We start from the raw sequence: 23,413 nt of genomic DNA, 5'->3' as shown, positions 1-23,413 counted from the left end.
GCGTCGTACCCCCGACAGTACGGGGTCACCCTAGATCAACTTTGCGTGACGGTCGTTATGATCGGGCCGTGACAGAGCCGTTCGGACTTCTCCTCGCCTTCAGCGGCGCCGACGCCGGTGACATCCGGTTCGCCCTCTCCGAGGGTGCCGACGCGCTGCGCTGGCGGGTGCTGCGGGACAGCGCGGGAGTGCTGCGCGGCGCGTCCGACCCGTTCCTGATCCGCGGCGACGACGGCGTCATCCGCTGCCTCGCGGCCGGCGACGGCGGCGTCCGCGTGTGGAGCAGCGCCGACCTGGAGACGTGGTCCGGCCCGCACCCGCTGCCGGTCGGCGTGCCCGGCGTGCGCGCGCCGAAGGCGTACCGGGAGGAGGGCGGCGGTTTCCGGGTGGTCTTCACCGCGGGCGGGCGCGCCGGCAGCGTGCACACCACGGACTTCGTCACCGCCACCGCACCCGCGCCGCTGCTCGACCGCGCCGGCGAGGACGTGGCGCTGCTCCGGGCGAACGGGGCGGAGCACTGCTTCTACGCCGACGGCGGCGAGCTGGTGCAGCAGCGGCGGGACGCCGGCTCCTTCGTCGACGTGCGGCGCGGCATAGGCGGCGGCGAGGCCGCGGTGGTCTTCGCCGGGCTCGGCGGCCGCACCTGGTACCTGCTCGCCGACACCGGCGAGGGCCTGCGTCCGTACGTGACCCGCGTGATCGGCACCGGCGCGTGGCAGCCGGCCAGTCCCGACGGCATGCCGCCCGGCGCGCGCCGCGGCGGTGTCGTAACCGTGACAGAGGACGAGTTCAAGCGCCTGGAGGCGCACGCCTGACGTTGACCTTGGCCTTCGTTCCCGCCATGGTGAATCCATGGGCGCGAATGAGGATTGGTATGAATGGCACCGGCCGTACGACGAGCCCGGTTCGCCGCTCGCGGCCCGGCTCGCCGTGGTGCAGCGGCACATCACCGACTGGCTGGACAGCCGCCCCGGCGAGTTGCTCACCTGCGTCAGCGTCTGCGCCGGCCAGGGCCGCGACCTGCTCGGCGTGCTGGAACACCGCGACGACGCCCGCCGGATCCGCGCCCGCCTGATCGAGTCCGACCCGCGCAACGTGGCCGTCGCCGAGGCCCACATAGCCCGCGCCGGTCTGACCGGCGTCGAGGTGCTCCGCGCGGACGCGGGGCAGCTGGGAAACTACGCCGGCGCGATCCCGGCCGATCTGGTGCTCTTCGCGGGTGTGCTCGGCAACGTGACCGACTCGGACGCGCGCTCGTGCGTGGCGGCGTTCCCGGCGCTGTGCGCCGCGCGCGGCACCGTCATCTGGACCCGCACCCGGCAGCCGCCGGACCTCACCCCGTCGCTGCGCGGCTGGCTGGCGGAGGAGGGGTTCGAGGAACTGGCCTTCGAGGCGCCGCCGGACGCCACGTACTCGGTCGGCGTCCACCGGCTGACCGTCCCGCCACGCCCGCTGACCGCGGGCCGGATGTTCACCTTCGTGCGCTGACCCGGTCCGTTCGTCAGCGGCGGCACTTGATCATGGCGTCGGCCAGGTCGGGGTCGTTCTCCAGGTCGCCGGAGGCGGTGAAGACGTTGCCGGTGAAGCCCCAGCCCGGGTTCTCGCTCAGCGTGGCGTCGATGCGCCAGAGGTGCCGGCCGTCCGTGCACCGGATGTACTGCGGGGTGCGCGCCTTGCCGTCCAGATCGTGGCAGGCCGTGACCGCCAGCTTGCCGTCGATGGTCCGGCCCGGCTTGAAGATCTCGGCGCAGGAGACGAAGAGGTCCTCACCGCTGAGCTCGTCCGCGGGCGGCGCGACGGACGCGACCGGGCTGCACGCACCGGCGACGAGGGTGAGGCCAACCAAGATCATCGATTGAACGGCACGCACGCGGACAATCCTGAGGCCGTCTGGAAACGAAATCAATGTTGAATAACCCGGGTCACTCGGACGGGTGATGTCGCGGTCGCCGGCGCAACCGTACCCCATCCGGCCCTTGCGCGCCCGCCGCGACCCGTGCTCACGGCCACCCACCCACCCACCCACCCGCCGCGTTCTATGGCGGCGATCTAGGCCGGATTCTCGTGTGGGGAGATCGAAGTGCCGGAATGCTCCCTAGATCGACGCACGGGGGTTCCGACGCACGGGGGTTCCGCGGGTTAGGGGTAGAGACCGCGCTGGCGGGCGGCGAGGCGGGTGAGGCCGAGCAGTGCGTCGAGGTGCGGGGTGGGGATGGCGAGGCGGTCACCGATCTCGCGGACGGCGGTGACCAGGGCGTCGAGTTCGATCGGACGGCCTGCCTCGGCGTCCTGGAGCATGGAGGTCTTGAAGGCGCCGAGGCGGCGGGTGACGGCGATGCGGTCCTCGGTGCTCTCCGTGATCGGCGCGCCGATCAGGGCGCCGAGCGCGGCGGCCTCGGTCATGACGCGCTGGATGAACGCGTTGACGAGCGGGTCGTCGAGGATGAGGTCGGCGGTGGCGGTGGTGAGCGCGGAGATCGGGTTCATGGTCATGTTTCCCCACAGCTTGTACCAGACCTCGCGCTGGATCGCGTCGCTCACCGTGATGCGGAAGCCGGCGGAGCGCAACAGCTCGGCGGTACGGGTGGCGCGCTCGGAGGGCCTGCCGGACGGCTCGCCGATGATCAGCTCGTCACCGGCGGTCAGGCGCGCGTGACCGGGACCGGCCTGGCGGGCGGCGAGGTGGACGACGCAGCCGAGCACCTGGGACGGCGGGAGCGCGGCGGTGACGGCCCCGTCCGGGTCGGTCGCGGCGAGGACCGTTCCCTCCAGCGCGCCGCCGAAGTCGTGGAAGAACCACCACGGTACGCCGTTGAGCGCCGGGATCAGCACGGTCGACGGCGTCAGCAGCGGGGTCAGTGCGGGGGCGAGCGCGGGCAGGTGGTGCGCCTTGACCGCGATGATCACGACGTCGTGCGGGCCGAGAGCGGCGGCGTCCGCGTCGGCGGCGGCGACCGGGGCGGAGTCGTCGTCGACGCGCCAGCCGTGGGTGCGCAGGGCCTCCACCGTGGCGCCGCGGGCCAGGGCGGAGACGGGCACGCCCGCGCGGGCCAGCCGGCCACCGATCACGCCGCCGACGGCACCGGCACCGACCACGCACACCCGTGTCTCCACCACCGGGCGAACGTAGCACTCAGGAACCGCCGACCGGGTTGCGGCAGGCGGCGTCGAGGCGGCTGACCGGGCGGACCTGGCGGCCCAGGCCCTCCAGCAGCGAGTCCTCGACGTGGAAACCGCGCACCCACAGGCGGTGCCGGGGCAGTTCACCCTCGGTGGGGCAGAGCACCTGGGCCTCGACGGCGTCGACCGGCACGTACCGGACGCCGCCGCTCTCCTGCAGGATCACCATGCTCACGTCGTCGACCGAGATCACGTGGCCGAGCACGTCCTCGCTCTCGGACCGCTCCACATCGGACGGAGCGGCGCCGCTGGAAGGCGTGGCGGGCGGAGCGGCGCCGCTGGAAGGCGTGGCGGGCGGGGCGGTGCCGCTGGAAGGCGTGGCGGGCGGAGCGGCGCCGCCGGAAGGCGTGGCGGGCGGGGCGGTGCCGCTGGGAGACGTGACGGGCGGGGCCGTCGTACCGGTGATGGTGGTGACGGTCAGGGGCAGCACCGGCGTGGTGATGACCGGCACCGCGGCCAGCACCAGCATCGCCAGCACGACCGTCTGCGCACCGGCCGCCAGCGGCCCCGTCAGCCGCCGGGACAGCGGCCCGGGCACCGCCGGCGCCAGCAGCGGCGGCAGGATGAACAGGGCGACCACCAGCCACTCGCCCTGCCCGGCCGCCGCCGACACGGTCGGCCCGACCAGCCAGCCGTACCCCAGCAGCAGCCCGGCCGCCGCCAGCACCACGCCGCGGGTCGGCGCCGGCAGCACGGGCGTGGCCTGGAACGCCGCGGCGGCGCACGGGACCAGCAGCGGCAGGTAGAGCACCTGCCAGGTGATCAGCGCGAGCAGGAAGCCGGCCACGATGAACCACAGCGGCACCGACTCCGTCCACCGGGCGAACAGCGCCGGTTTCGCGGGCGGCGTGCGGCTGGCCAGCACGACGCCGCCGATGGCGAAGACGGCGACCAGGCCGGCGGAGACGAACCGGGTCGCGGTGGTGAACAGCGCGGCCATCAGATTGATCGGGTCGACGTTCGCGACCAGCAGCAGCGTGGTCTGCAGTTCGCCGCCGGCCTCCACGCCGAGGCGGAGCACGGAGAAGACCGCGGGTACGCCGACGACCATGCTCCAGAACGACTGGCTGGCCCGGGCCCGGCGCTCGTGCTCCACCGGCGTCCGGCCCGGGTCGGTCACCTCGGGGACGCCTTGTCGTCGAAGTCGACCAGCTCGGGCACGTCCTGCGGCTCCGGCTGGGTGACCTCCGTGCCGTCCTCGTACCAGGGGCCGAGCGTCTTGTTGTAGGCGGTCAGCCAGGGGCTGGTCCCGCCGTCGCGGCCCTGCTCGTAGCTCTCCTTCAGGAAGTGCCCGACCACGTCGCGCAGGGCGGTGTCGCCGATCGGCACGCCGACGCAGATCCGCTCGATCGCACCGAGCGGCAGGTCCACCGGCATCAGCTTCTGTGGGTGCTGGGAGCGGAAACCGGCCAGGATCGTCTTGTCGGAGCTCATCGCGTCGAACCGGCCGGACAGCATGCCGTCGACGCACTCCTGCAGGTCCTCGACCAGTTTCACGGCGAAGCCGCGGCGGGCCAGCTCGCTCTCGGTGGTGGAGCTGCCGCTGGAACACACGTCGACGCCGGGCGCCTGGAAGTCCTCCAGCGTCCGCAGCCGGGACTCCGCGGCGACCGGAATGAGGAACGACTGCCGGGTCACCAGGTACGGCCCCGCGAAGCCGATCAGCTTGGCCCGCTCCTCCGTATACGACAGGCTGGCCACCACGAGGTCGACCTTGCCGCCGATCAGGAACTCCAGCCGGTCGTCCGTGTGCACCTCGACGAACCGGATGTCCTTGTCACTGGCGTACCCCAGCGACGCGGCCAGGTAGCGGGCGATCTCCACGTCGAAGCCGGTGTGCACGCCGTTGCGGACCTCGCCCATCAGCGGCTCGTTGGTGGCGACGCCGATCCGCAGCACCGGCTGCCCCCAGATGCTGGACTGCTCGAGGCGCTGCTGCACCGAGGGCGGTGGAGCGGCGCGCTGCTCGGCGCACGCCGCCGCGGTGGCCAGCAGCAGCGTCAGCGCCACGGCCGCGGTGGTCGCCGCGCGGCGCAGCCCGGGCCGGTCGAAGCGGATGCGACGTGCCGGCCACCCGCCGGATCTGGTCCTGCCGCCCACGGCACCTCCCGCCCGAAGGGTCACAGGATAACCGCGGGGTGTTACAGGTTGCTAGCACTCGATGACGTTCACCGCGAGGCCGCCGCGCGCGGTCTCCTTGTACTTGACCTTCATGTCCGCCCCGGTCTCCTTCATGGTCTTGATGACCTTGTCGAGGGAGACGTGGTGCCGGCCGTCGCCGCGCATCGCCATCCTCGCCGCGGTGACCGCCTTCACGGCCGCCATGCCGTTGCGCTCGATGCACGGGATCTGCACCAGCCCGCCGACCGGATCGCAGGTCAGCCCCAGGTTGTGTTCCATGCCGATCTCGGCCGCGTTCTCCACCTGCTCGGGCGAGCCGCCGAGCACCTCGGTCAGGCCGCCCGCGGCCATCGCGCACGCGGAGCCGACCTCGCCCTGGCAGCCCACCTCGGCACCGGAGATCGACGCGTTCTCCTTGAACAGCAGCCCGATCGCGCCGGCCGCGAGCAGGAACCGGACCACGCCGTCGTCGTCCGCGCCGGGCACGAAGTTGACGTAGTAGTGCAGCACCGCGGGGATGATCCCGGCCGCGCCGTTGGTGGGCGCGGTGACCACCCGGCCGCCGGCCGCGTTCTCCTCGTTCACGGCCATGGCGTAGACGGTCAGCCACTCCATCGCGTGCTCGGCCGGGGCACCGGCGGCGCGAAGCTGGCGGGCGGTGGTGGCGGCGCGGCGGCGGACCTTCAGGCCGCCGGGCAGCAGGCCCTCGGCGTCGGTGCCACGGGCCACGCACGCGCGCATCACGTGCCAGATGTCCAGCAGACCCGCGCGGATCTCCGGCTCGGTGCGCCACGCGGTCTCGTTGCGGCGCATCAGCGCGGAGATGGACAGGCCGGTGTCGCGGGTCAGCCGGAGCAGCTCATCGCCGGTACGGAACGGGTGGCGCAGCACGGTGTCGTCCACCTTCACCCGGTCGGCGCCGGCCGCCTCCTCGTCGACGACGAACCCGCCGCCGACCGAGTAGTACGTCTTCGACAGCAGCGTGGCACCGGTCTCGTCGCAGGCGTGCAGCGTCATGCCGTTGGCGTGGTACGGCAGCGACCGGCGCCGGTGCAGGATCAGGTCGGTGCCCGGGTCGAAGGTGATCTCGTGCGCGCCGAGCAGCGACAGCGTCCTGGTGGTGTGCACGTGCCGCACCCGCTCGTCCGCGGTGGTGATGTCGACCGTGTCCGGCGCGTCACCCTCCAGGCCGAGCAGCACGGCCTTGGGCGTGCCGTGCCCGTGCCCGGTCGCGCCGAGCGAGCCGAACAGCTCCGCCCGCACGGTCCGGGTGTGCGCGAGCAGGCCCTCGTCCTTGAGCCGGTGCACGAACATGCGGGCTGCGCGCATCGGCCCGACGGTGTGTGAGCTCGACGGGCCGATGCCGACCGAGAAGAGGTCAAAGACCGAGATGGCCACGGTGTTGTCTCCGTCGGGTTCTCCGGGTGATCCATGGCAACGGTATCCCGGGCGCGTTGGTAGGTTCCCTGCTGACGCGTGATGTTGTCTGAGGGGTTGCCCGCTCGTCGCCGGGTGAATCCCGTCTCGGGGGGTCTGCGATGAGGGTCGTGCGGGTGCAGTCGCCCACGGAGGAACGGAACCCGGCCACCGCGGAGATCGACCGGCTGGACACGCTCGGCGTACTCCGGCTGATCAACGCGCAGGACGCGACCGTGGCCACCGCGGTCGGTGCCGCGCTGCCGGAGCTGGCGCGGGCGGTGGAGCTGGGCGTCGCGGCGCTGCGCGCGGGCGGGCGGGTGCACTACGTGGGCGCGGGCTCGTCCGGGCGGCTCGGCGTGATGGACGCGGCGGAGATCCCGCCCACGTACGGGTATCCGCGCGACCGGTTCGTGGCGCACCTGGCCGGCGGCGGCGCGGCGATGACGGCCGCGGTGGAGGAGGTCGAGGACTCCGCCGAACTGGGCCGTGCCGACCTGGCCGGCGTCGCCGGGATCGACCTGGTGGTGGGGCTGGCGGCGTCCGGGCGCACCCCCTATGTCGGCGGCGCGTTCGAGGCCGCGCGGGCGGTGGGCGCGCCGACCGTGCTGATCACCGCGAACCCGGCCGCGCCGCTCGCCCCGGACGTGCTGGTCTGCGCCGCCACCGGGCCGGAGGCGATCGCCGGGTCGACCCGGATGAAGGCCGGGACCGCGCAGAAGATGCTGCTGCACACGTTCTCGACCGCGGTGATGATCCGGATGGGCCGCACGTTCTCGAACCTGATGGTCGACGTGCGTGCCACCAACGCGAAGCTGCGCGGCCGGATGCTGGCCACGCTCGCGGAGGCGACCGGCGCGGCCGAGCCGGAGTGCCGCGCCGCGCTCGCCGCCGCGGACGGCGACCTGAAGGTGGCGATCACGTCGGTGCTGGCCGGCGTCGACCCGCCCACCGCGCGACGGGCCCTCGAGGCGAGCGGCGGGGTGGTGCGGTCCGCGCTGGCCCGGCTCGGTGGCTGAGCGCGATGACACTGGTGGCCGGGATCGACGTCGGCGGGTCCGGCGTCCGGGCCCGGGCCGTGTGCGACGGCCGCGTCGTGGCGGAGACCTCCGCCCCCGGGCCGGTACGGATCTCGGGCGCCGACCTGGCACCGGTGATCACGGAGCTGCTGCGGCCGCTGTCGCCGGACGTGGTGGTGATCGGCTGCGCGGGCGTGGCCACGTTCGGCCCCGCGCTGCGCGATCCGCTGCTGGCGGCCGTGACGGCGCCGCGCGTGGCGGTCTGCTCCGACCTGCTCACCGCGTACGCGGGCGGCCTCGGGCTCACCGCCGGCGCACTCCGGGAGGACGGCGGCGCCGGCGTGGTGCTCGCGGCCGGGACCGGCGCGGTCGCGTTCGGCGGCGCGCCGAGCACCGGCTGGCGCCGGGCGGACGGCTGGGGCCACCTGCTCGGCGACGACGGCGGCGGCGGGTGGATCGGGCGGGCCGGGATGCGGGCGGCGCTGCGCGCGGTGGACGGCCGCCCCGGCGGCTCGGCGCCGCTGCTGGAGCTGCTGCGCGCCCGGGCCGGCGAGCCGGCCGCCGTGGTGGCGGACCTGACCGGGCGCGCGGACCGGGCCGGCGTGCTGGCCGCGTTCGCGCCGTCCGTGGCCGAGGCCGCCGCGGACGACCCGGTGGCGGCGTCGATCCTGGCGGAGGCGGCCGGGCACCTGGCGGACACCGCCCGCGCCGCCGCGGGCTCCGGCGCCCGGGACGTGGCGGTGACCGGGAACCTGGTACGGCCGGGCGGGCGGCTCGCCGGGCTGCTGGAGCGCGCGTGCCGCGCGCGCGGGCTCGAGGCGCGGGCCGGGGCGGGGACGCCGCTGGACGGCGCGGTCACGCTGGCGTCCGCGCTCGGCCGCGGCGACGTGCCGGCCGCGCTCGCGGAGGCGGGCGCGCTGACCGTGCGCGATTGACCGTGCGCGATTGACGGGTTCGGAGCCGCACGCCGTACCGGATGGGTGGTTGTCGGCAAGTCCACACCGCGCCATCCGCGCTGAACCGGCCGCCGAACCTGCCCGTGGGAACCAGCCACGTCTTCCACGGAACCCAGGGGTAGGGGAGATCCATGTCCACGATAGCGCGCAAGGCGGTGGCCGGCACGGCGGCCGCGCTGATAGCGGGTGCGGCCGGATACGTGCTCGCACCGCCGGCCGCCGACGCGTCCAGCCACCGGGAGGCGCCCGCGATCGCGGCCGACCCGGCCGTCGACAACACCGATCTGTACGCGTTCACCAGCCCGGACCGGCCCGGCTTCGTGACGTTCGTGCTCAACGTGATGCCGTTCGAGGCGCCGGACGGCGGGCCGAACTTCTTCCCGTTCGCCACGGACGCCACCTACAACATCAAGGTCGACAACGACGGGGACGCGCGACCGGACGTGGTGTTCCGGTGGACGTTCCGGACCGACGACCGGCGCGGCGACCGCACGTTCCTCTACAACGACGGGCCGGTGACCGCGCTCGACGACGAGAACCTGCTGGTCCGGCAGAGCTACAGGCTGGAGGCGTCGTTCGGCGGCGCGCCGTTCGAGACCGCGGTGCCGAGTGCGCCGGTCGCGCCGTCCCGGGTCGGCGACGCGTCCATGCCGGAGTACCAGAAGCTGCGCGACGCGGCCACGATCACGCTCGACGGCGGCTGGCGGATCTTCGCCGGGCAGGCCGACGACCCGTTCTTCCTGGACCTGCGCGTGTTCGACCTGCTCTACGGCGGCGACCTGAGCGAGACCGGCACCGACTCGCTGTCCGGGTTCAACGTGAACACGATCGCGCTGGAGGTGCCGTACAAGGACGTGGCGCTCGGCCACGACGCCACGCGCAACCCGGTCGTCGGCGTCTGGTCCACCACGGAGCGCCCGCGGGTACGGATCACGGGCGAGCACCGCGGCGTCACCGGCGACACCGTGCAGGTCTCCCGGCTCGGCAACCCGCTGATCAACGAGGTGATCGTGCCGGCCGGGCTGAAGGACGGCTTCAACGCGTCCACGCCGGACCGTGACGCGGACAACGCCACGCTGGTCGCGCGGGTCAACGAGCCCGAGGTGCCGAAGCTGATCGAGCAGATCTACGGCATCCCCGCGCCCGCCACGCCCCGCGCGGACCTGGCCGAGATCTTCCTGACCGGGCTCACCACCAAGGCCGGCGGCCCGATCAAGGCGGACCTCAACTCGCAGCTGGCGAACGCGGACGCGGACCCGGACGCGTTCCGCCCGTCCGAGCAACTGCGGCTCAACCTGACCACGCCGGTCACCGCGGACCCGTCCCGGCTCGGCGTGCTCGGCGGCGACCAGCAGGGCTTCCCGAACGGGCGCCGGCTCACCGACGACGTCGTGGACATCTCGCTCCAGGCGCTGGCCGGCGCGGCGCAGACCGGCAAGCTGGTCGACGCGCTCGGCACCGGCGACCAGGTGGACGCGAACGACCAGGGCTTCGCCGGCACGTTCCCGTACGTGGCGCTGCCCAACACCACGTGGGTCCGCGCGGCGGCGGCCCCGGCCGCGGACCAGCAGGGCACCGGCATGGTGCCGCAGCTCGCGGCGCGGTCCGGGCCGCTCGGCCAGACCATGCTCACCACGGTCGCGGCCGGGCTCGCGGGCGCGGCCGGGGTGGCGCTGGTGGTGTTCGCGCTGCTCTGGCGCCGCCGTCAGGTGCGGGTGGCCGCGGTGCCGGCCGGGTCGCCACCGGTGCCGTTCACGCCCGGCCGGGTGGTGGGCACGGCCCGGGTCGCGGACGATCCCACGCTGCTCCCGCCGAGCGACCCGTTCGCGACCAAGGGCGAGTGACGATGCCGGGCGGGAGGCGGCCGGTGCGGGCCGCGCTGCTGACGGTCGCGGCGGCCGTGCTGCTCACCGCGGGCGCGGCGGTGCCGCACCGGCCGGACGCGGCGGCGACGGTCACCGCGACCGGGGGCGCGCCGGCCGACGCGATCGCGGTGACGCAGGACCGGCTGCGGTCGGTGCCCGGGGACTGGGCGTCCTGGGCGCACCTCGCCGTGCTGCACGTCGAGCGTGCGCGGGGCACCGGCGACCCGGGCGACTACGCACGGGCGGAGGAGGCGGTGCGCCGCTCCCGGGCGCTGCGCCCGGCCGGGAACGTGGACGCGCTGGTCGCGGACGGGATGCTGGCCAACGCGCGGCACGACTTCGCGGCCGCGCGCGACCTGGCCACCGAGGCGCTGCGGCTGGACGGCCACGACGCGGCGGCGCAGGCGGTGCTCGCGGACGCGCTGACCCAGCTCGGCCCGGCCGGCACCGCGACCGGGGCGGTGCAGCGGCTGCTGGACCTGCGGCCGGGACTCTCGGCGTACGCGCGCGGCTCCTATGATCTGGAACTTCGCGGCGACGACGCGGGCGCGGCCGAGCTGATGGGCCGCGCGCTGACCGCCGCCACCACGCCGGCCGACCTCGGCTTCTGCCACGCGCACCTCGGCGACCTCGCGTGGAACCGCGGCGACCTGGCCGGCGCGTCCGCGGCCTACCGGGCCGGGCTGCTGGCGGACCCGCACGCCGCGGCGCTCCGGCGGGGCCAGGCCCGGGTGCTGGCGGCGCAGGGGCGTACCGTCGAGGCCCTGAAGATCTGGGCGGCGCTGCCGCCCGAGGCCGGGAACCTGCTGGAGCACGCGGACCTGCTGCGCGCGCTCGGCCGGGACGACGAGGCCGCGGCGCAGGTGGCGCTGGCGACGGCGCAGCACGGGCTGTTCACCGCGAACGGCGGCGTGGACGGCATCACCGGCGCGTCGCTGGCGATCGCGGCCGGCGACCCGGACGCGGCGGTCGCGGCGGCGCGCGCCGAGTACGACCGGCGGCGGCACCCGGACGTGATCGACGCCTACGCCTGGTCGCTGCACGCGGCCGGGCGCGACGCGGAGGCGTTGCCGCTGGCCAGGGCCGCGCTGGCGGGCGGCGCGCGGCCCGCGTCGCACCTCTATCACCTCGGCGTCATCGCGCACGCGCTCGGCGATCCGGCCTGGCGCGGGCACCTCGGGGAGGCGCTGTCCCGCAACCCGCACTTCTCGCCGTCCGGCGCCGCGGACGCGCGCCGGCTGCTGGGCGTGACCGCGTGAGCCGGCGGGTGTCCGCGCTGGTGGCGGGCCTGATCGCGGTGCTGCTGTGGCCGGCGGCGCCGGCCGCGGCGCACCCGCTCGGGAACCTGTCCACCAACCAGTACGTGGGTCTCACCGTCCGGCCGGACCGGGTCGAGGCGCTGGCCGTGCTCGACCTGGCCGAGCTGCCGACGCTGCGCGGCGACGCGCCCGGGTGCGCCGAGTTCGCGTCCGCGATCACGCTGCGCGTCGACGGCACGGCGGTCGGGTGGGAGGTGGCGCCGCGCGGGTTCGAGTACCGCCCCGGCGACGGCGGGCTGCGGACCAGCCGGCTGACCTGCTCGCTGAGCGCGCCGGTCCGGGCGGTCTCCCAGATCGAGATCATCAACGGGTACGCGCCGGAGCGCGTCGGCTGGCACGAGCTCACCGCGATCGCGGTGGACGGGGTACGGCTGGTGGACCCGCCGGTGCCCGCGGCCAGCGCGAGCGACGTGCTGCGGTCCTATCCGGTGGACCCGCTGGCCGCCTCCCCGTCCGTGCGGTCGGCGGTGCTGCGGGTCCAGCCCGGGTCGGCGGCGCCGATCTCCGCGGTGGTGCCGGCGGGTGCGGGGCCGCTCGGGGAGTGGGCCGCCGCCGCGGAGGCCGCGTTCCAGCGGCTCGCCGCCGGGCGGCTGACGCCGGTGGTGGGCGTGCTGGCGGTGCTGCTGGCGCTGGCCCTCGGCGCCGGTCACGCGGCCCTGCCGGGCCACGGGAAGCTGGTCATGGCGGGTTACGCGCTCGGCTCGGGCGCCCTGTGGGCCGACGGCGGGAGCGCCTCCCGCGCCGGCGGACGTGCCGCTTCCGGCGGCACCGGAGTGCGGGCGCGATGGGCGCGGCTCCGGGCCGGGCGGGCGCGGCGCTGGCGGGACGGTGGCGCGGTCGTGCTGGCCGTGACGGCGTCGCACACCGGTGCGGTGCTGGTGGTGGGGCTGCTGCTGTCCGCGACCTCGCTGGTGGGGGAGCGGGTGCTCGGCTTCCTGGGCGTGGTCAGCGGCATGATCGTGGTCGCGGTCGGGATCGGGATGTTCCGGAACCGCCTCGGCGGTCACCACCATGGCCCGGACGGGCACCCGCACGGCCCCGGCGGGCACGGGCTTGATCTCGGCCGGCACCTGCACGAGTCGGACGGCCCCGACGGGCACCCGCCCAATACCGGCGGCCACTGGCACGGCCCTGACCAGCACACACCCAACCTCAGCGGCCAGGTGGACGGCTCCGAGGGGCGCACGCCGAACCTCGGCGGTCACGTGGACGGCCCCGACGGGCGCATGACCAACAACGGCCGCCACTGGCACGGTTCCGACGGGCGCGCGCACCAGGCCGGTGGCCCGGGAAAGAGCCACGGCGACGCGGAGGAGCGCCCCGCCGATCACCGTGCCGGGGTCGGTGGACTCGCGGTTCTGGCCGGACCGCCGGTGGCCGCGCCCGCCGGGGCGCATCACCATCACCATCACGGAGCGGCCGGCGGGAGAGGGGCGCTCGGGCCGGCCGGGATCGGGCTCGCCGGTGGGCTGGTGCCGAGCCCGAGTGCCGTCGTCGTGCTGCTCGGCGCGATCGGGCTGGGCCGTACCGCGTTCGGGGTTCTGCTGGTCGTCGCCTACGGCGTCGGCATGGCGGCCACGCTGACGATGGTCGGGCTGGCACTCGCCGCGGTCCGCCGCCGGCTCGGCCGGCTTCCCCGGCTGCCGCGCGCGGTGCGGTGGCTGCCCCGGCTGGCACCGCGCGGCACCGCGGTGCTGGTGATGATCGTCGGCCTGGGCATGGCCGCGCGGGCGGCGGCGATGGTGTGACCGGGGCGCGACGGCGCCGGTGGACCGACCGCCGGTGCCGTCGCGCCCGCGGGGATCAGGCCTGCTTCGTCTCCCAGAAGATCGTCGAGATCTCCTCGATCTTCTGGAGCAGCCGGTCCGCGACCGCCGGGTCCGCGGAGCCCTTGGCGCCGCTCGCGCCGGCCAGCTTGGTGGCCTCGTTGAACAGCGCGTGCAACTGCGGGTACTTCTCGAAGTGCGGGGCCTTGAAGTAATCCGTCCAGAGCACCCACAGGTGGTGCTTGACCAGCTCGGCCCGCTGCTCCTTGATGATCAGAGCCCGGGTGCGGAACTCCGGGTCCTGATTGGCCTGGTACTTCTCGCAGATCGCCTTGACCGACTCGGCCTCGATGCGGGCCTGTGCCGGGTCGTACACGCCGCACGGCAGGTCGCAGTGCGCGCTGGCGACGGTGGTGGGCGTGAGGAAACGCGGGAGACGCAACTCAGTGTCCTTTCGGGGCGGTGACCGTGCTGAACGTACGGTCGTGGTGAATCAGGCGGTCGCCGTCCGGGCCGAGCGAGATGTCGACGACCTCGGCGACCACGACGGTGGACGTGCCGACCGGCAGCAGGTGCAGCGGACGGCAGCGGAGCGCGGCCTGGGCGCCGCGCAGCAGCGGCTCGCCGGTGGGCAGTGTGTCCCAGCCCTGCTCCGGCGTGAACCGCGGCGCGCCCGGGCGCGCGAAGTCCCGGGCGACGGCCGCGTGCGCGGGCCCGAGCAGGTGCACCACGAACGCGCTCGCGTCCGTGACGACCCGCGCGGACGGCGAGCCCATCACGGAGAACGACAGCGCCGGCGGCGCCACGGACACGGACGAGACGCTGGACGCGGTCAGGCCGGCGGGCCCGTCCGGGCCGGCGGCGGCGATCAGCGCCACGCCGGTCGGATAGCAGCGGAACGCTTCCCGGAACCGGGTGGACAGGCCGATGTCGATGTCGCTGGTGGTCACGTGGTTCCTCGTTCGCCGCGGGTTGTGCTCCGGAGAACGGTAGAACTTAAACCTCCCTTCAGGTCAACCGGACGCGCGAGACCGTCGTCACGGCCGGCCGAGCCGGTTGAGCGCCTCGGTCAGCGCACCGGTGAACCGGGCCATCTCGTCCGCGTGCGGATCCGGCTCGGCGGCGTCGAGCGCGGCGTTCGCGGCGGCCATCACCGCGGCGGCCATCTCGTCGATGTGCAGGCGGCGCAGCCGTGGGTCGAGCTGGATGCCGGTGATCCGCCCGTCCCGGCCCGCGGTCACCGTGACCAGCCCGTCCAGTGCCTGGCCTCGGCCCTCCCGATAGTCGATCGCCATCACCACTCCCCCCGTCGTGGTCGTCGGCGTACCATGCCATTCGACCACGCGCATGCAAGGGCGTCTATGGAAAAAACACCAGCTTGGCGATGGCGGTCAGGCCGATCACCACGATCAGCGTGCGCATCGCGAGCGGCGGCGGCATCCGGCCGACATCAGGCCGCCCGCCAGCGACGCGGGCAGCAGGCGGCGGAGCACGGGCGCGTGCGCGGACAGCTCGCGGCGGTACCCGAGCGTGCCGGTGATCCCGCCGCCGACCGGGCCGAGGTTGTTGACGATGTTCGCGACCAGCGGCGGATATCCGAAGAACAGCAGCGTGGGGAACGTGACCAGGGTCCCGGAGCCCACCACCACGTTGATCATCCCGGCCCGGAAGCCGGCGGCCAGGACGGCGAGCGCCTCGATCACGCCGCCACCGTAGTTGATCGAGACGTCGGCATCCGTCATCGAACCCCGGACCCCGATGTTCCCGCTTCCGGCCCGCCCGCGCTCCGCATGCTCCCGCGGGCCAACCTCGCGGCGGCTCCGCCGCCGCTCCGCCGCCGCATCGGAGCCGGTCACGCCGCTGGTCACCGCGAACCGCGGGTTCCGCCGCCGCTCATCTTCCGGCCGCGGGTGGTCGGCGAGCGGTCCGGGGCCGGTGGCGCCGCCGGTCAGCTCCCGGCCGCGCGGGCGGCGAGTGGCCGGGAACGCGGGGTGGTCACCGGGTGGGGCGGACGCGGGTGGGGTCGAAGATGCGGGACATCAGGTGGGCGGACCGGCGGCGGCTCATGACGCGGCTCATCGTGACGAGGAGCCGGTTGGCGGGGCCGTCGATGACCGTGGGGCCGGGGTCGCGGCGGCCGAGGTGGCGCAGCGCGGTGGTGACCACGTCCTCCGGGCGGCGGACGCCGCCGGCGGTGAGCACGGCCGCGTCCGGGCCCATGCCGTCCGTGAACGCGGTGGCGGTGGCGCCGGGGGAGACGGCGAAGACGGTGAGGCCGGTGCCGCGGAGTTCGGTCCACAGGGATTCGGTGAAGCTGAGCACGAATGCCTTCGTGGCGCTGTAGACGGCCATCCGCGGCGACGGCAGGTAGCCGGTCACGCCCGCGACGTTGATCACGAAGCCGTTGCCCTCGCTCACCAGCTGCGGCAGGAACGCGGCCGTCACCTGCACCGGTGCGGCGGCGTCGATCGCGATCTCGGCGGCCAGCTGCCCGGGGTCGGCCTCGGCGAACGTCGTGAACGACCCGATCGCGGCGTTGTTGATCAGGCTGGTGACGTGGAGCCCGCGGTCCGCGACGGCCCGGCGCAGTGCGCTCGCGGCGCCCGGGTCGGACAGGTCCGCCGGGATCGTCTCGATCCGGGCCCCGGTGGTGCGGCGCAGCTCGCCCGCGAGGGATTCCAGCCGGTCGGCGCGGCGTGCGACGAGCACCAGGCTCGCGCCGCGGGCGGCCAGCGCGCGGGCGAAGGCGGCGCCGATTCCGGAGCCGGCGCCGGTGAGCAGGACGGTCTGTGAGCGGTAGTCGACGATCATGTGTCCAGTCGACGGCCCGCGGGCGGTCCGTGTCCAAGATCCGTTTCGCAACCCGTCATGCGCGGGACGCATAACGGCGTCAGCGGGCGAGCAGGTTCCGCGCGGAGCGGACGAACTCGGCGACCAGCGGGTCGGCGTCCCCGGCGCGGGTGGCGACCACGACCTGGCACGGCTCGAGGTCCTCGACGGGCACCGTGACCAGATCGGGGCGCAGCGTGAAGCGCCGGTCGCCGGCCGGGACCAGGGCCACGGCGTCGCCGTCCGCGACGGCCTCCAGCTTGTCGTCGTAGGTGTCGGCCAGCGTGGCGCCGAGCGGGGCGGGCGCGCCGTCCGCGCGCGGTTCGAGCCGCCAGAACGCGGTCCAGTCGCCGCCCATGCCGGTGCAGCCGACGAGCGGTTCGGCGGCGAGGTCGGCGGTCGTGACCGACTCCTTGCCGGCGAGCCGGTGCGTGGCGGGCACGACCAGGACCCGGGGCTCGTCGTAGAGGACCGTCACCTCGAGGTCGCCGGCCGGGACCGGCAGCGGCGTGCGGGCGACCAGCGCGTCGACCTGCCGGGCCGCCAGCGTGCCGGCGTCGCGGGTGCCGAGGTGACGGACCCGGACGTGCGCCTCCGGGAACCGGTGACGCAGGTCCCGCACCGCCGTGGTGATGATCAGATCGTCCGCGTAGCCGATGGTGATCGTCCGTGCCGGTGCCGCGGCGCGCGCGGTGAGCACGGACTGCTCGGCCGCGTGCAGCAGCCGCTGCGCCCGCGGCAGGAACGCCGCGCCGGCCGCGGTGAGCCGGCTGCCCTGGGTGGAGCGCTCCAGCAGGCGCACGCCGAGCGCGTCCTCGAGGCGCTGGATCTGCCGGCTCAGCGAGGGCTGGGCGACCCGCAGTTCCTCGGCCGCGCGCGCGAAGTTGAGCCGCTCGGCGACCACGGTGAAGTACCGGACCAGGCGCAGATCCAGATCGGGGACCACGCCGGAAGCGTACCCGTCATGCGTTCAACGCATCACGACACGCGGCGGCCCGCCCCGGCACCGTAAGCGACGACGTCCAGCCACGCAATGCGGACGGTTGGACACTCGCGTATTGCCGCGCATTGTCCATTCTCGATCGGTCTGGACATCTCCGCGCGTCGGTAATCTGGCGCAATGAATGATCGAATAGCGTATTACCGCGGAGGACATTGACATGTTGCTGCGCCTCGCTGTTGTCGCCGCCACGGTGATGTCCCTGGTCCCTCCGGTCGCCACCACCGAGAGAAAGCCTGATTGCGACTGGACGCAGTGGGGGCAGAACGCCGCGCACACCGGGCGGTCCTGTGCGCCGGGTCAGCGTGATCTGCGAATGCTCGCGCGCATGGTGGTGGACCCGTTCGCGGAGCAGGAGGCCGCCGAGTCGCAGTTCGGCGGCTACATTCCGGTGCACCTTCCCACGCCGCTGACCGACGGCGACGGAAACGTGTTCGTGTTGCGCAAGGGCGGCGAGTACGTCAACTGCGACGCGCCCGGCTCGGGCACGCCGGCCCCGTGCGGCAACAGCATCGGCAACCTGGAGCGGCAGACGTGGTCGGTGCAGGCCGCGCGCTGGAAGGGTGACCGGCTGCTGCCGACCTGGTCGTTCACGTCCGACTGGAAGCCGAGCCGGATCTACGGCCGGGAGAGCCTGTTCCAGTCCGCGATGAGCGGCGACGTGCTCTACGTGCCCGGCGCGGGCGGCACCGTCTTCCAGGTCGCCAAGAGCACCGGCCGGGTGCTCCGGCGGATCAACCCCTTCGGCGGTACGGTCGACCCGGCCGCATTCACCTCCGGCGGGCTCACGCTGGACGCGCACGGCACGCTCTTCTACAACGTGGTGCGCAGCGAGACCCGGCCGGACGGGCTGGAGGACGTGCACGGCTGGCTGGTGCGCGTCACCCGGGACCAGAAGATCAGCATGGTGGACTACCGGACGCTCGTGCCGGGCGCGCCGAAGGCCACGGACCTCTGTTACGAGGAGTTCACCGGCGAGATGCCGTTCCCGCCGCCCCCGCAACCGGACGGCTCGCCGACGATGCCGGTGCGGTCGCCGTGCCTGTCGCAGCGCGCCGCGATCAGCCTCGCGCCGGCCGTCGCGGCGGACGGCACGGTCTACACGGTCACCCGCGCGCACAACCGGCGCGGCGGGCGCAACTACGGGTACGTGGTCGCGCTCAAGCCGGACCTGACGCTCAAGTGGGCCACCTCGCTGCGCGGCATCCTCAACGACGGCTGCGGCGTGCTGGTCCCGTACGGCGACGGCCAGTTCGACTGCCGGCCGGGCGCGGCGTTCGGCGTCGATCCGTACACCAACGAGCAGCCGGCCGCGGGCGTGGACGACGGCAGCACGGCGTCCCCGGTGGTGCTGCCCGACGGGAGCATCCTCTACGGCACCCGGAACGTCTACAACGGCCGCCGCGGGCACCTGATGAAGTTCGACCACGCCGGACGGTACGTGACGAACTTCGACTACGGCTGGGACATCACGCCGGCCGTGCACCGCCACGACGGCACGTACTCGCTGTACATCAAGGACCTGAACTACGAGGCCGGGCCGTACAACCTCACCCGGCTGGACGCGGACCTGAAGCGCGAGTGGTCGTACGCCAGCACCGAGACCCGGAGCTGTGAGCGGCTGCCCGACGGCACGGTGAGCTGCGTCGACGAGGGCAACCACCCGCACGGCTTCGAGTGGTGCATCAGCGCGCCCGCGGTCGACCGGGACGGCACGGTCTACGGCCTCTCCGCGGACGGTCACTTCTACGTGGTCGACAGCCGGGGCAACCTGCGCGACAAGGTGTTCCTGTCCAAGACCATCGCGTCGGCGTACACACCGGTGTCGCTCGACCCGCGCGGCCGGGTCTACGCCCAGAACAACGGCGAGCTGTACGTCCTCGGCCGCTGACCCGCTCCTGCGTCAACCGCCGCGCCGGTCGCGATCGTGACCGGCGCGGCGGCGATCCGTGTTCCGTTCGGGAAGGAGACCACCGTGCACGTCGACAGGCGCGCGCTGCTCCTCGGCGGTGCGGGCGTGGGCCTCGCCGGGCTCGCGGGCTGCGCCACGCCCGCGGCGGCGCCGGAACCGCCGGCCGTGGCGGTGCCGCCGGCCGTGGCGCGCCAGCCCGGCGTGGTGACGCCGCCCGCCGCGGAGACGGAGTTCGTGGCGTTCGACGTGACCGCGCCGGACCGGGACGCACTCGCCGAGGCGCTGCGCGCGCTGAGCGTGCCGGCCGCCGGCGTCACCGTGACGGTCGCGGTGGGCGCGTCGCTGTTCGACCGGCCGTTCGGACTGGCGCGCCCGCGCCGGCTGACCCGGATGCCGCCGTTCCGCGCCGACGTGCTGGACGCCCGGTGGTGCCACGGTGACCTGCTGGTGCAGGTCGGCGCGGACACCCGGGAGCGGATCGACGCGGTGCTCGCCCGGCCGCTGCCGCACCTCACGCCGCGCTGGCGGCTGGCCGGCACGCAGCGGGACCGGAACCCGTTCGGGTTCACCGAGGGCGCCGGGAACCCGGACACGGCGAACGCGGAGCTGATGGACCGGTGCGTGTGGGTGCAGCCCGGCGACGACGAACCGGCCTGGTGCGCGGGCGGCACGTACCAGGTCGTCCGGCTGATCCGGCTGGCCGTGCCGGCCTGGGAGGCGGAGCCGGCACACGTCCAGGAGCGGGTCATCGGCCGGCACAAGGACACCGGCGCGCCGCTCGGCCGCACCGCGCCGGACGCGGTGGTCGAGTTCGCGGCCGACCCGGACGGCGCCGTCATCCCGCTCGACGCGCACATCCGCCGCGCGTACCCGCGGGCCGGCCGGGAACGCCGGATTCTGCGCCGCGGCCACGCCTACCGCCGCGACCCGGCGGACGTCGGCCAGATCTTCGTCTGCTTCCAGCGCGACCTGGAACTCGGCTTCGCCACGGTGCAGCGCCGGCTGGCCGGCGAGGCGCTGGAGCGGTACGTGCGGACCTTCGGCGGCGGCTACTACTTCGTGCCGCCCGGCGGCGGGGACTTCATCGGCGAGGCCATGCTGGCGTGACGCCGGTGAAAACGAATCGGCCGGGGATGTCGAGAACGGGTGGGCGGCTCCGTCCCCGGGGCGGATGTGGCGACAATGGGTCGCACCCGCACCGAGGAGAGACGTCATGGCCAAGTACCTGCTGCTCAAGCACTACCGCGGCGCGCCTGCGGCGGTGAACGACGTACCGATGGAGAAATGGACACCGGAGGAGATCTCCGCGCACGTGACCTACATGCGGGACTTCGCGCGCCGGCTGGAGCGGACCGGTGAGTTCGTCACCGAGAGCGCGCTCGCGCCGGAGGGCGAGTGGGTGCGGTACGACGGGGAGGGCCGCCCGCCGGTGACGGACGGGCCGTTCGCCGAGACCAAGGACCTGATCGCCGGCTGGATGGTGATCGATGTGGACAGCCACGAGCGCGCGATCGAGCTGGCCGGTGAGCTGTCCGCCGCGCCGGGTGCCGGTGGCCGGCCGATCCACGAGTGGCTGGAGGTGCGCCCGTTCCTGGCCGCGCCGCCGCTGATCACCGAGTGAACGAGATCCGGAGCCTCGTCCCGGCCGTGATCGGCATCCTCGTCCGCCGCGGAGCCGACTTCGCGGCGGCCGAGGACGCGGTCCAGGACGCGCTGGTCGAGGCGGTACGGGTGTGGCCGGACGACCCGCCGCGCGACCCGAAGGGCTGGCTGGTCACCGTGGCGTGGCGCCGGTTCGTGGACGCGACCAGGGCGGACGCGGCCCGCCGCCGGCGCGAGGACGTGATCGACGCGGAACCGCCGCCCGGCCCGGCGTCCGCGACCGACGACACGCTGCGGCTGTACTTCCTGTGCGCGCACCCGTCGCTGACGCCGTCCTCCGCGGTCGCGCTCACGCTGCGCGCGGTCGGCGGCCTGACCACGCGGCAGATCGCGGCGGCGTACCTGGTGCCGGAGGCGACCATGGCGCAGCGGATCAGCCGGGCCAAGCGCACGGTCGCGGGCGTGCGGTTCGACCAGCCGGGCGACGTCGCCACCGTGCTGCGCGTGCTCTACCTGGTCTTCAACGAGGGCTACTCCGGCGACGTGGACCTCGCGGCCGAGGCGATCCGGCTGACCCGGCAGCTCGCGGCCGTGTCCGGCCATCCGGAGGTGTCCGGCCTGCTCGCGTTGATGCTGCTGCACCACGCACGGCACGCGTCGCGGACCGCGCCGGACGGCGGCCTGGTGCCGCTCGCCGAGCAGGACCGCGGCCGGTGGGACACCGCCATGATCGCCGAGGGGGTGGAGATCCTGCAGGCCGCGCTCGCCCGGGACCGGCTGGGCGAGTTCCAGGCGCAGGCCGCGATCGCGGCGCTGCACGCGGACGCGCCCACGGCCGCGGAGACCGACTGGATCCAAATCCTCGAGTGGTACGACGAGCTGGTGCGCCTGACGGACAGCCCGGTCGTGCTGCTCAACCGCGCGGTGGCGCTCGGCGAGGCGGACGGCCCGCACGCCGGCCTGGCCGCGCTGGCGGAACTGGACCCGTCGCTGCCCCGGCACACCGCGGCGGCGGCGTACCTGCACGAGCGTGCCGGGGACCCGGCCACGGCCGCGCGGCTCTACGCGGAGGCCGCGCGCAAGGCCACGAACCTGGCCGAACGCGACCACCTGACCCGCCAGGCCGCCCGCCTCAACACCCGATGAACCAGCTCGGGTCGTGGTGACCGGCCACGGATCTGACAGGAAGGCCGGCCACGGCCGACCGGTGCCCGCGGGAGCATGCGGCCGGCGGCCACGCCGGAAGCGGGTACATGAGGTTATTGATCGTGTCTCGGCGGGTCGATGACCTCGTACGCCGTGATCAGGCCGAGCAGGTTGCCGAGCGCGCCGGTGCCCTCGGTGAGCGCGTCCGTGAGTTCCGCGTTGAGGGAGAGGCGGGGCGCCAGCTCCGCGGTGGGCGTGCCGAGCGCCTCCGCGGCGGAGGAGACCAGGCCGACCACGAACGCCTCGTCCGCGGGCAGATTCAGGCGGCGGGCGAGGTTCTGGGCCATCCGGGCGCGGCCGAGCCCGGCCGGCGTCTGGCGCAGCACGTTCTCGTCACCGACGGTGTCGCCGGCCAGCATCAGCGTGGTCCAGTCGCGCAGCCGGTCCTCGCCGAGCAGCAGGATCGCCTCCTGCACGGACTTGACCTGCACCGGAAGGCCCAGCGGGTCCGCGTTCGCGGCGGCCAGCATGCGCACCGAGAGCGTGGCGTCGGACGTGATCAGCGAGTTGACCTGCGACGGGGGCAGGTTGTTGTCGACCAGCATGCCGAGCAGTTCCATGCCGCGCAGCCGCGGCGCGGGCAGCGCGGCGGCGGAGACCACCTCGGGGCGGGAGATCGCGTAGCCCTGGAAGCCGTCGAAGCCCGCGGCCAGCGCGAACTCCATGTGCTCCGCGTTCTCGACGCGTTCCGCGATGACCGTGATCTGCGGGTACGTGCGGCACAGCGCCAGCGTCTCGAGGATCTCGTCGCGCGTCGACTCCAGCACGTCGACCTTCACGTAGGCGGCCAGCGGCAGCAGCCGGTCCGCCCCGGTGCCGGGCACGAAGTCGTCCAGCGCCACCTCGTAGCCGTCGTTGACCAGCCGGCGCACGCCGTCGACGACCGAGTCGTCCACGTCGATGGTCTCCAGGATCTCCAGGACCACCTTGTCCGGCCCGAACGGCAGCGGCAGCTCACCGGTGACGAACTCGCGGGTCAGGTTCAGGAAGCATCGCGCGCCGCCACCCAGCGACTCCAGCCCGATGTCCGTGATCGAGGTGACGATCACCTGGCTGGTCGCGCCGGAGTCACGGTGGGTGGCCTCCAGCGACGCCGAGTCGCGGCGAAACAGCAGCTCGTGACCGATGACCGCCCGCTTGCGGTCGAGGACCGCCTGGCGGCCCACGTGTACGGTCCGCGCGGCGCGCGCACCTTCCGGGGAGTTGGACATGGCCGCTGTAT

General features: G+C 74.3%; 23 protein-coding genes. 11 read left to right on the top strand and 12 right to left on the bottom strand.

The window, feature by feature from the left end; genetic code table 11:
• Positions 1 to 68: 68 nt before the first annotated feature.
• Complete coding sequence (locus tag J2S41_RS14395; RefSeq protein ID WP_310367937.1) at positions 69 to 815, top strand: glycoside hydrolase family protein; 747 nt, start codon at positions 69 to 71, stop codon at positions 813 to 815.
• A gap of 37 nt (positions 816 to 852) precedes the next feature.
• A complete protein-coding gene (locus J2S41_RS14390) occupies positions 853 to 1,488 on the top strand; it encodes an SAM-dependent methyltransferase (protein ID WP_310367934.1) in 636 nt (211 codons plus the stop codon).
• Between the two features lie 13 nt (positions 1,489 to 1,501).
• On the opposite strand, the gene J2S41_RS14385 is transcribed toward J2S41_RS14390, so the two are convergent.
• The 5 genes from J2S41_RS14385 to J2S41_RS14365 all read right to left on the bottom strand — a co-directional run bounded on the left by J2S41_RS14385 (position 1,502) and on the right by J2S41_RS14365 (position 6,699).
• The gene (locus J2S41_RS14385) at positions 1,502 to 1,852 is read right to left on the bottom strand and encodes a hypothetical protein (protein WP_310367930.1); all 351 of its coding nucleotides are present in this window, start codon (positions 1,850 to 1,852) and stop codon (positions 1,502 to 1,504) included.
• A 287-nt stretch (positions 1,853 to 2,139) separates the two neighbouring features.
• Positions 2,140 to 3,117, bottom strand: a complete 978-nt coding sequence (locus tag J2S41_RS14380) for a 2-dehydropantoate 2-reductase (RefSeq protein ID WP_310367928.1) — start codon at positions 3,115 to 3,117, stop codon at positions 2,140 to 2,142.
• Between the two features lie 16 nt (positions 3,118 to 3,133).
• On the bottom strand, positions 3,134 to 4,300 hold the full coding sequence (locus J2S41_RS14375) for a hypothetical protein (RefSeq protein ID WP_310367926.1): 1,167 nt from the start codon (positions 4,298 to 4,300) through the stop codon (positions 3,134 to 3,136).
• Positions 4,297 to 5,280 (bottom strand): transporter substrate-binding domain-containing protein, encoded by a 984-nt coding sequence (locus J2S41_RS14370; RefSeq protein WP_310367920.1) that lies wholly within the window; start codon positions 5,278 to 5,280, stop codon positions 4,297 to 4,299. Before J2S41_RS14370 ends, J2S41_RS14375 begins: the two co-directional genes overlap by 4 nt.
• A 51-nt stretch (positions 5,281 to 5,331) precedes the next feature.
• A complete protein-coding gene (locus J2S41_RS14365) occupies positions 5,332 to 6,699 on the bottom strand; it encodes an L-serine ammonia-lyase (RefSeq protein WP_310367917.1) in 1,368 nt (455 codons plus the stop codon).
• 140 nt (positions 6,700 to 6,839) lie between these two features.
• Between J2S41_RS14365 and J2S41_RS14360 the strand changes: the two genes are divergently transcribed.
• The 5 genes from J2S41_RS14360 to J2S41_RS14340 all read left to right on the top strand — a co-directional run bounded on the left by J2S41_RS14360 (position 6,840) and on the right by J2S41_RS14340 (position 13,624).
• Complete coding sequence (locus tag J2S41_RS14360) at positions 6,840 to 7,736, top strand: N-acetylmuramic acid 6-phosphate etherase (RefSeq protein WP_310367915.1); 897 nt, start codon at positions 6,840 to 6,842, stop codon at positions 7,734 to 7,736.
• Positions 7,737 to 7,741: 5 nt separating this feature from the next.
• Positions 7,742 to 8,671, top strand: coding sequence for a BadF/BadG/BcrA/BcrD ATPase family protein (locus tag J2S41_RS14355; protein ID WP_310367912.1), 930 nt, complete (start codon positions 7,742 to 7,744; stop codon positions 8,669 to 8,671).
• Positions 8,672 to 8,823: 152 nt separating this feature from the next.
• Positions 8,824 to 10,536 (top strand): DUF4331 domain-containing protein, encoded by a 1,713-nt coding sequence (locus J2S41_RS14350; RefSeq protein WP_310367909.1) that lies wholly within the window; start codon positions 8,824 to 8,826, stop codon positions 10,534 to 10,536.
• A 2-nt stretch (positions 10,537 to 10,538) separates the two neighbouring features.
• Positions 10,539 to 11,816 (top strand): tetratricopeptide repeat protein, encoded by a 1,278-nt coding sequence (locus tag J2S41_RS14345; RefSeq protein ID WP_310367906.1) that lies wholly within the window; start codon positions 10,539 to 10,541, stop codon positions 11,814 to 11,816.
• Entirely contained in the window at positions 11,813 to 13,624 is a 1,812-nt protein-coding gene (locus tag J2S41_RS14340) for a sulfite exporter TauE/SafE family protein (protein ID WP_310367903.1), read from the top strand. The genes J2S41_RS14345 and J2S41_RS14340 overlap by 4 nt, the downstream gene beginning before the upstream one ends.
• Positions 13,625 to 13,679: 55 nt before the next feature.
• On the opposite strand, the gene sodN is transcribed toward J2S41_RS14340, so the two are convergent.
• The 6 genes from sodN to J2S41_RS14310 all read right to left on the bottom strand — a co-directional run bounded on the left by sodN (position 13,680) and on the right by J2S41_RS14310 (position 17,417).
• Complete coding sequence (gene sodN / locus J2S41_RS14335; RefSeq protein WP_310367899.1) at positions 13,680 to 14,084, bottom strand: superoxide dismutase, Ni; 405 nt, start codon at positions 14,082 to 14,084, stop codon at positions 13,680 to 13,682.
• Between the two features lies 1 nt (position 14,085).
• Positions 14,086 to 14,592 carry a flavin reductase family protein gene (locus J2S41_RS14330; RefSeq protein ID WP_310367897.1) on the bottom strand — a complete coding sequence of 169 codons (507 nt, stop codon included), beginning with the start codon at positions 14,590 to 14,592 and terminating at the stop codon, positions 14,086 to 14,088.
• 87 nt (positions 14,593 to 14,679) lie between these two features.
• Complete coding sequence (locus J2S41_RS14325) at positions 14,680 to 14,937, bottom strand: YbaB/EbfC family nucleoid-associated protein (protein WP_310367895.1); 258 nt, start codon at positions 14,935 to 14,937, stop codon at positions 14,680 to 14,682.
• Between the two features lie 114 nt (positions 14,938 to 15,051).
• Positions 15,052 to 15,384: a TSUP family transporter gene (locus J2S41_RS14320; RefSeq protein WP_310367893.1), complete on the bottom strand. Its 333-nt coding sequence runs from the start codon at positions 15,382 to 15,384 to the stop codon at positions 15,052 to 15,054.
• A 253-nt stretch (positions 15,385 to 15,637) separates the two neighbouring features.
• Positions 15,638 to 16,453 (bottom strand): SDR family NAD(P)-dependent oxidoreductase, encoded by an 816-nt coding sequence (locus J2S41_RS14315; RefSeq protein ID WP_310367890.1) that lies wholly within the window; start codon positions 16,451 to 16,453, stop codon positions 15,638 to 15,640.
• A 79-nt stretch (positions 16,454 to 16,532) separates the two neighbouring features.
• Positions 16,533 to 17,417, bottom strand: coding sequence for a LysR family transcriptional regulator (locus J2S41_RS14310; protein WP_310367887.1), 885 nt, complete (start codon positions 17,415 to 17,417; stop codon positions 16,533 to 16,535).
• 382 nt (positions 17,418 to 17,799) lie between these two features.
• Between J2S41_RS14310 and J2S41_RS14305 the strand changes: the two genes are divergently transcribed.
• The 4 genes from J2S41_RS14305 to J2S41_RS14290 all read left to right on the top strand — a co-directional run bounded on the left by J2S41_RS14305 (position 17,800) and on the right by J2S41_RS14290 (position 22,131).
• Positions 17,800 to 19,362, top strand: coding sequence for a hypothetical protein (locus tag J2S41_RS14305; RefSeq protein WP_310367885.1), 1,563 nt, complete (start codon positions 17,800 to 17,802; stop codon positions 19,360 to 19,362).
• Between the two features lie 84 nt (positions 19,363 to 19,446).
• The gene (locus tag J2S41_RS14300; RefSeq protein ID WP_310367883.1) at positions 19,447 to 20,490 is read left to right on the top strand and encodes a Dyp-type peroxidase; all 1,044 of its coding nucleotides are present in this window, start codon (positions 19,447 to 19,449) and stop codon (positions 20,488 to 20,490) included.
• Positions 20,491 to 20,596: 106 nt separating this feature from the next.
• Positions 20,597 to 21,004, top strand: coding sequence for a YciI family protein (locus J2S41_RS14295; RefSeq protein WP_310367881.1), 408 nt, complete (start codon positions 20,597 to 20,599; stop codon positions 21,002 to 21,004).
• Entirely contained in the window at positions 21,001 to 22,131 is a 1,131-nt protein-coding gene (locus J2S41_RS14290; protein ID WP_310367878.1) for an RNA polymerase sigma factor, read from the top strand. The genes J2S41_RS14295 and J2S41_RS14290 overlap by 4 nt, the downstream gene beginning before the upstream one ends.
• A 113-nt stretch (positions 22,132 to 22,244) precedes the next feature.
• Here the strand turns inward: J2S41_RS14290 and J2S41_RS14285 are convergent, their stop codons facing one another.
• Entirely contained in the window at positions 22,245 to 23,402 is a 1,158-nt protein-coding gene (locus J2S41_RS14285; protein ID WP_310367876.1) for an EAL and HDOD domain-containing protein, read from the bottom strand.
• Between the last annotated feature and the right edge of the window lie 11 nt (positions 23,403 to 23,413).

This window comes from Catenuloplanes atrovinosus (assembly GCF_031458235.1).
Taxonomy (GTDB): Bacteria; Actinomycetota; Actinomycetes; order Mycobacteriales; family Micromonosporaceae; genus Catenuloplanes; species Catenuloplanes atrovinosus.
This window is presented reverse-complemented; position numbering and strand designations above follow the sequence as displayed.